The 388-nt window shown below is 66.2% G+C and carries 1 protein-coding gene; it reads left to right on the top strand.

The window, feature by feature from the left end:
* The coding region (gene ccsA, locus ACFPWW_RS18155) for a cytochrome c biogenesis protein CcsA (RefSeq protein ID WP_377312813.1) at positions 1 to 388 on the top strand (388 nt) is incomplete at both ends.

The raw sequence follows: 388 nt of genomic DNA, 5'->3' as shown, positions 1-388 counted from the left end.
GACCTTTCTGACGCTCGGCATCGCCATGGGCTCCTACTGGGCCTATTACGAACTCGGCTGGGGCGGCTGGTGGTTCTGGGACCCGGTGGAGAACGCCTCCTTCATGCCCTGGCTTGCCGGCACAGCGCTTCTGCATTCGGCGCTCGTCATGGAAAAGCGCGAGGCGCTGAAGATCTGGACGGTGCTGCTTGCCATCCTCACCTTCTCGCTGTCGCTGATGGGCACGTTCCTGGTGCGCTCGGGCGTGCTCACCTCGGTGCACGCCTTTGCCAGCGACCCGAGCCGCGGCGTCTTCATCCTCTGCATCCTGCTGGTCTTCATCGGCGGGGCGCTGTCGCTCTTTGCCCTGCGCGCCCCGTTGCTCTCGGCCGGCGGCCTGTTTGCGCCG

The sequence above is a fragment of the Rhizobium sp. GCM10022189 genome (assembly GCF_042656325.1).
GTDB lineage: Bacteria > Pseudomonadota > Alphaproteobacteria > Rhizobiales > Rhizobiaceae > Rhizobium.
This window is presented reverse-complemented; position numbering and strand designations above follow the sequence as displayed.